The 6,412-nt window shown below is 53.1% G+C and carries 5 protein-coding genes and 1 pseudogene; 1 reads left to right on the top strand and 5 read right to left on the bottom strand.

Annotated features, from left to right (window positions below; all coding sequences use genetic code 11):
• Positions 1-69: 69 nt before the first annotated feature.
• Positions 70-204 (top strand): annotated as a pseudogene (locus FD23_RS10920) (ArsR/SmtB family transcription factor); the annotation flags it as partial.
• A 78-nt stretch (positions 205-282) separates the two neighbouring features.
• On the opposite strand, the gene FD23_RS00545 reads toward FD23_RS10920, so the two are convergent.
• The 5 genes from FD23_RS00545 to FD23_RS10070 form a co-directional block, all read right to left on the bottom strand.
• Complete coding sequence (locus FD23_RS00545; RefSeq protein WP_025896236.1) at positions 283-810, bottom strand: adenine phosphoribosyltransferase; 528 nt, start codon at positions 808-810, stop codon at positions 283-285.
• Complete coding sequence (recJ, locus tag FD23_RS00540) at positions 800-3,076, bottom strand: single-stranded-DNA-specific exonuclease RecJ (RefSeq protein ID WP_025896234.1); 2,277 nt, start codon at positions 3,074-3,076, stop codon at positions 800-802. Before recJ ends, FD23_RS00545 begins: the two co-directional genes overlap by 11 nt.
• Positions 3,073-3,774: a class A sortase gene (locus FD23_RS00535; RefSeq protein ID WP_025896232.1), complete on the bottom strand. Its 702-nt coding sequence runs from the start codon at positions 3,772-3,774 to the stop codon at positions 3,073-3,075. Before FD23_RS00535 ends, recJ begins: the two co-directional genes overlap by 4 nt.
• Positions 3,755-5,593 carry a translation elongation factor 4 gene (lepA, locus tag FD23_RS00530; protein ID WP_025896231.1) on the bottom strand — a complete coding sequence of 613 codons (1,839 nt, stop codon included), beginning with the start codon at positions 5,591-5,593 and terminating at the stop codon, positions 3,755-3,757. Before lepA ends, FD23_RS00535 begins: the two co-directional genes overlap by 20 nt.
• Positions 5,594-5,714: 121 nt before the next feature.
• Positions 5,715-6,412 (bottom strand): DnaJ C-terminal domain-containing protein (locus tag FD23_RS10070; RefSeq protein ID WP_275452784.1); only part of this gene is annotated, 698 nt, incomplete at its 5' end.

Here is a 6,412-nt window from a genome sequence, read left to right as displayed (position 1 = left end):
TGACCGCATTTACCGGCGTAGATAGTCAAAATCTGCTAGATGTTATGGTAAGTGTTCAATTTATTCTTGCAATTGGCGATTTTGAAAAAACACGATTTCGTGCAGAAACGCAAAGCAGGCACTTTTGTCTACTATTCAATCAACGACCAGGACATCGTGCAGATCATCGACGCGATGACCGAGCACCTGGACCAGCTGCAATAGTTTTACTTTTATTTTTAATACAAACAAAAACGGCTTCTACCTTCCGGTAAAGCCGTTTTTTCTGTCTTGCTCGTAAAATTAAGCGCCGGTGTATTGAACCAGGGAGAAGATGTCCACGTCCGGGAACTTTTCTCTGCCCTTAAGGTCGGTCAGTTCAATGTAAAAGGCTGCCCCGACAACCTTCCCCCCCAGGCGTTCAATCAATTCCTTAGTGGCGTGCAGGGTGCCGGCCGTAGCCATCAAGTCGTCGCAGATGACTACTCTTTGACCAGGCTTGATCGCGTCCTTGTGCATTTCCAGGACGTTTGCCCCGTATTCCAGGTCGTAAGCCGCAGCTTCTACTTCCCGTGGCAGCTTGTGGGGCTTACGGGCTGGCACGAAGCCGATACCCAGTTCGATTGCTACCGGAGTCCCGACTAGGAAGCCCCGGGCTTCCGGCCCGACGATCACGTCAGCTTGCCGGCTCTTGGCGTATTCAGCAATTTCGTGAGTAGCTGCCGCGAAGGCTTCACCGTCTTGCAGGATCGGGGTAATGTCCCGGAAGATGATTCCTTCATTCGGGAAGTCCTTGACGCTGGCAATGTACTTCTTAAAATCAATTGACATTTTGTAATCCTCCATTTGCTAGACCATTGGCATAGCGAATTAATTCATCCGAAGAGATTGTTCGTAATTTGTTAGCGAAGGCATATTCTGCTTTCACTGACCGGTAATAGGCTGAATCGTCCAAAGACTTCTTTGTCGGACTCGGTTTAGGGAGCAATCTGTCCTCTTCCATTTTAACAAAATCAAGGGTAAAAAACACCCTCAAAATAAACATGATGCTGTCCGGATCCATCCCCAGCTGGCCGGCAGCCTGCATGTAATCATTCGGTTTTAGTCCCGGGTGGGCTAAAAAGTACTGCCAGACCAGGCCGAAGTTGCTCCGGCTGGGCAGGGTCTCCCCTGGCAGCTGGTCCAACTGAAAGCGCAGGTAGAGCTGGCGGTAAGGCTTGGCCAGGACAAAGTTCAGCTGGGCCTCATTGGCCGGCACGTCAAGAACTGACACGACCTGCTGGCTGAGGTCTTCATTGTCCTTGGCCAGGGAAATCTGCTCTTTAGTTATGCCAAAATGATTAATGGCCTGGCTGAGATTTTTCTCATCAAATAAGAGATACTTGTCCGCAAAACCCAGCAAATTCTCCTGCCCGCGAAAGTCCACAATCCGGGCGGATGGCGCGTACAAGGACTGGCCGTAATGCAGGTCAACAATCCGGAACTGGACATTGGTCCTGCCTTTAAAAGTGTTAGAAGCAAGCTTAACCAACATCTGCTGCAAATAAGGCAGGACTGTTTGGTTTAAGCCGTGGTCAAAGTCCACCGCCCTGACCGGGCCCACCATGAAGCTGCAACCCTTCCGCATAGGGCGGAAGTTAGAGATCTGCGGCTTGTCAAGCAAAAAGACCGGCTGGGGGTTGTCCGTGCCAAAAGGCCCGGCCTGGGCCAGGTCATAAACGCTGGTCAAATCAACATCTAATGGACTGATCGTGCCATCATATTCCTGGACCTTTTCCGGAGCCTTCTCCCCTGTCTTATAGCTTTGATTAAAGTCGCGCCTGAGCTGGTTCAGATTTTCCTCAGTCGTCGACAGGCCGCAGGCAAAGTCGTGGCCGCCAAACTGGGTGATGGACTTGCCTTCAAAAGGCTTCAAGGCATTGAACAAGTTGAAGCCCTGGCTGGACCGGCCAGACCCCTTGACCAGGCCGGCCTCGTTTTTCGTCAGCATCAAGGTTGGCTTGTGGTATTTTTCCACGATCTTGTTGGCGACTAAGCCCATGACCCCTTCATGCCAGGCCGGGTCATACAGGGTCAATGTCGCTTCTTTCTGGTAGCCCCGGCTCTTAATTTGAGCCTCAGCCGCCTGCATGGTCGCTTGGGTCAGGTCTTTTCGCTCATTGTTCAGCTTTTCAATCTGATCGGCTAATTCCTGGGCCTCGCCCGGGCTTTCCGCCAAAAGCAGCCTTACGGCCAGGCTGGCATCAGCCAGGCGGCCGCAGGCGTTTAAACGGGGAGCGATGCTAAAGCCGACGTCTTCTTCATCAATCATCCCCGGGGTAAGGCCGGCATTGCGGATAAGAGCCTCCAGGCCCGGCCGGGAGCTTTCATTCAGCATCTCCAAGCCTCGCTTAACGATAACATGCCCTTCACCGGAAACTTTGACCATGTCCCCAATGGTCCCGATCATGGCCAGTTCCAAAAATTCGCTGGCCGTGTCTTCTAAGACTGCCCGGGCAATAGTATAAGCTACCCCGGCCCCGCAATAGTCGTCAAAAGGATAAGCCTGGCCTGGGTAGTTGCAGTGCACCAGGGCATAAGCGTCGGGCTTTTCCTCCTTGAAGGTGTGGTGGTCGGTAACGATCACGTCCACGCCGTGAGACTGCGCATATGCCACTTCTTCAATCCCGGTTACCCCATTGTCAACGGTGATGATCAATTTCGTCCCGTCTGCCACAATATCCTTGTAGCGGTCTAAACTTGGCCCATAGCCGTCCTTAAAGCGGTCAGGAATGAAGTAATGGACATCAGCCCCCATGATGGTCAGCATTTCCGTCATTATGGCCGTGGCGGTGATCCCGTCAGCGTCATAGTCCCCGTAAATAGTGATCTTTTCGCCCTCGTCCAGGGCCTGGTTGATCCGGCCGACTGCCTTGTCCATGTCATGCATCAAAAAGGGATCAGCCAGGTCATTTTCACTGGCGTGGAGCCAATAGTCGATTTTTTCCTTGTTGTCAATTCCCCGCAAAGAAAACAACTTAGCCGTTAATGGGCTAAGTTGAAATTCCTCAACCAGGTCACTGGCCAAAGGATCAGCTGTTCTTTCTTGCCATTTCATCGAAGTTTAAACATCTCCAAATTCTGCTTGCTTGCCGGCTTGACCGCGGTCAGCTTCCCTCTTAAAGCCCAGCGGTTTACCCCGCCATCGGCACAGGTGATCAAGGTCACGATCTTCTTCTTGGTGTTGGCAACCAGCCAGACGGCGCTGGGGTCAACCACCTTCTTGTAGTAGATCTTGTATGCATAGACCTTCTTTAAATCAGTCAAATAGACCATGCTGCCCAGCTTGACCCTTTCAAGGGGTGAAAAAAGGGCCCCCTGGTCGGTCATGTAGTGGCCGGCCAAAGGGTAGTTCCCCTTGCCCATCTTCTGGTCAGCCCGCATGGTGCCGCCCCCTGTTGACAGAGCCGCGTCTGAGAGGCCCTGCATAACTGGCAGGTAGAGCTTGACGCTGGGGATGGAAATTGCCCCAATTGCGCCAGCTGTGTTCTTGACCCGGCTGCGGGTGGTCTGGGCAAAGTCAATTGACTTGACCTTCTTGAAGTCATATATCCCCTTCTTTTTCTGGTTCTGCACGACCTGGTCCCGGGTCAGGCCCTTTAAAGCCGCGGTCTGGTTCTGCTTGACCAAAAACGCGCTGATCTGCTGGTTAAAGACCAAAGCCAGGCCCAGCAAAAAGAGGATTACGGCAACTAGGCGCAGAATAATGCGGCGGACTGGGTGGTCTTTTGTATTTTTACTTGCCGTTGATGTCATCGTCATTCATCCGTAATACTGCCATAAAGGCGTCCTGCGGGACTTCCACCCGGCCAACTGACTTCATCCGCTTCTTGCCCCGCTTCTGCTTCTCCAGAAGCTTGGCCCGCCGGTCCGGGTCACCAGTGTGGATCTTCCAGGTAACGTCTTTCCGGTAAGGCTTGATCGTAGCCCGGGAAATGATCTTGGACCCGATTGCCCCTTGGATGTCGACTTGGAAGTTTTGCCGCGGGATCAGCTTCTTCAACAGGCTGCACATCTGGACGGCCCGGTCCCGGGCTTCTTCGCGGTGGGCGATGAAGCTCAAGGCATCGATTGGTTCCTTGTTCAAGAGAATGTCGATCTTGACCAGGTTGGTGGCCTTGTAGCCGATGATTTCATAGTCCAAAGAAGCATAGCCCTTGGTTGAAGACTTAAGCTGGTCAAAGAAATCGTAAATAATTTCTGCCAGGGGCATTTCGTAGATCACGTTGACCCGGTACTTGTCCAGGTAGTCCATGGTCTGGAACTCGCCCCGTTTGCCTTCACACAGTTGCATTACAGCACCGACGAAGTCGTTTGGCACCATGATTTCCGCCTTGACGTAAGGCTCTTGCAATTCCTTGTATTCACCGGCATCCGGCAGGTCAGCCGGGTTGTCGATCAGCTTGACCTCACCAGTCGGCATGATAGCGTGGTAGTCAACTGACGGCGCGGTCATGATGAGGTCCAGGTCAAATTCCTGCTCCAAGCGCTCTTGCACGACGTCCATGTGCAAAAGGCCCAAAAAGCCGCAGCGGAAGCCAAAGCCCAGGGCCTGGGAAGTTTCCGGCTCAAATTCCAGAGACGCATCGTTAAGCTGTAATTTCTGCAGGGCTTCCTTCAAGTCGTCATAGTCCCGGTTGTCGGTTGGATACATACCAGAGTAGACCATTGGCGGAATCTGCCGGTAGCCTGGCAAAGCTTCTGCCGTCGGGTTTTCAGCGCTAGTGATGGTATCCCCGACCCGGGTTTCCCGGACAGACTTGATGTTGGCAGTAATATAGCCAACGTCCCCGGCAATCAAGATGTCTTCTTTAACCGGGTGGGGACTGGAAACGCCGACTTCGGTTACCTCATACTTTTTGCCGGTGTTCATGATCATGATTTCGTCGCCTGGCTTAACCGTGCCTTCTTCAATTCTGACTGACATGACCACCCCCCGGTAGTCATCATACTTGGAGTCAAAGATCAAGGCCTTGAGGGGCTTGGTCAAGTCCCCAGTCGGCGCTGGGATGTCGGTCACGATTCTTTCCAAAAGTTCCGGAATCCCTGCCCCGGTCTTGCCGGAAACTTCCACGGCGTCGCTGGCGTCTAAGCCCAGCATGTCGCCGATTTGGCTCTTGGCCATGTCCGGGTCGGCGCTTGGCAGGTCGATCTTGTTTAAAACAGGCAGGATTTCCAGGTCGTTTTCCAAAGCCAGGTAAGTGTTGGACAGGGTCTGGGCCTGGACACCCTGGGAGGCGTCAACGACCAGGACAGCCCCTTCACAGGCAGCCAGGGACCGGGAAACTTCATAGGAGAAGTCGACGTGGCCAGGGGTGTCGATCAAGTGGAAAATGTAGTCTTCCCCGTCATTGGCGTGATACTTGACCTGGACCGAGTTCATCTTGATGGTGATCCCCCGCTGCCGTTCAAGGGGCATATCATCCAGCATTTGATTTTTCAGCTGCCGCTTGGAAACCGTGTCCGTCAGTTCCAGAATTCGGTCGGCAATCGTTGATTTGCCGTGGTCAACGTGGGCCACGATTGAAAAATTGCGGATGTGCTTTTGGTAGTCTTTTAATTTTTCTAAGTCCATATATTTTCTCGCATCCTTACTAAAGTACTAAACAATTATACCCGAAAACAAAGCATTTGTCTTTTCCCAGTCATCAAAAAAGGCAGTCCTTGCAGACTGCCTCCTTAATTTGCTTAAAAATTTAGCTCAGCTTCTCCTTCAAGCGTTCAAAGAAGCCTTTTTCCTGCGGGGCAATGGAGCCACCGCTGGCCTTGACGAATTCCAGCAGGGCCTTGCGCTGGGCCTCATTGATGGACTTCGGAATCACGACCTCAACCGTGGTTACCTGGTCACCAGTGCTGCCGCCGCTCAGGCTTGGAACACCCTTTCCCTTTAAAGTAAACTTCTGGTTTGGCTGGGTGCCGGCCGGAATTTTCAGTTTCGTGTCGCCGTAAACTGTCTTGACGTTGATCTCGTCACCCAAGGTTGCCTGGGCAAAGGAAATCGGCACGGTCGTGTAGATGGTCTGGCCACGTCTGGTGAAGTCCTTGCTTGGCCGCACCCGGAAGACGATGTACAAGTCCCCGTATGGGCCACCGTTCTTGCCGGCTTCGCCTTGGCCGGCCAGGCGGATCCGCTGGCCGTTGTCGATGCCGGCTGGCACCTTAACCTGCAGGGTCTGCTTCTGGGTCTTGACCCCCTTGCCGTGGCAATTCTGGCATGGATGCTGGATGATAACCCCGCTGCCCCCGCACTTGTCACAGGTCGTCTGCCGCTGGACTATGCCCAAAACGCTTCTTTGCGTAATGGTCATCATGCCGCTGCCCCCGCACTTGTCGCAGGTGATCGGGTGGGTACCCTTTTCAGCCCCGGAACCCTTGCAGACTTCACAGGTGGTTG

The organism is Lactobacillus delbrueckii subsp. delbrueckii DSM 20074 = JCM 1012 (assembly GCF_001433875.1).
Classification (GTDB): domain Bacteria; phylum Bacillota; class Bacilli; order Lactobacillales; family Lactobacillaceae; genus Lactobacillus; species Lactobacillus delbrueckii.
This window is presented reverse-complemented; position numbering and strand designations above follow the sequence as displayed.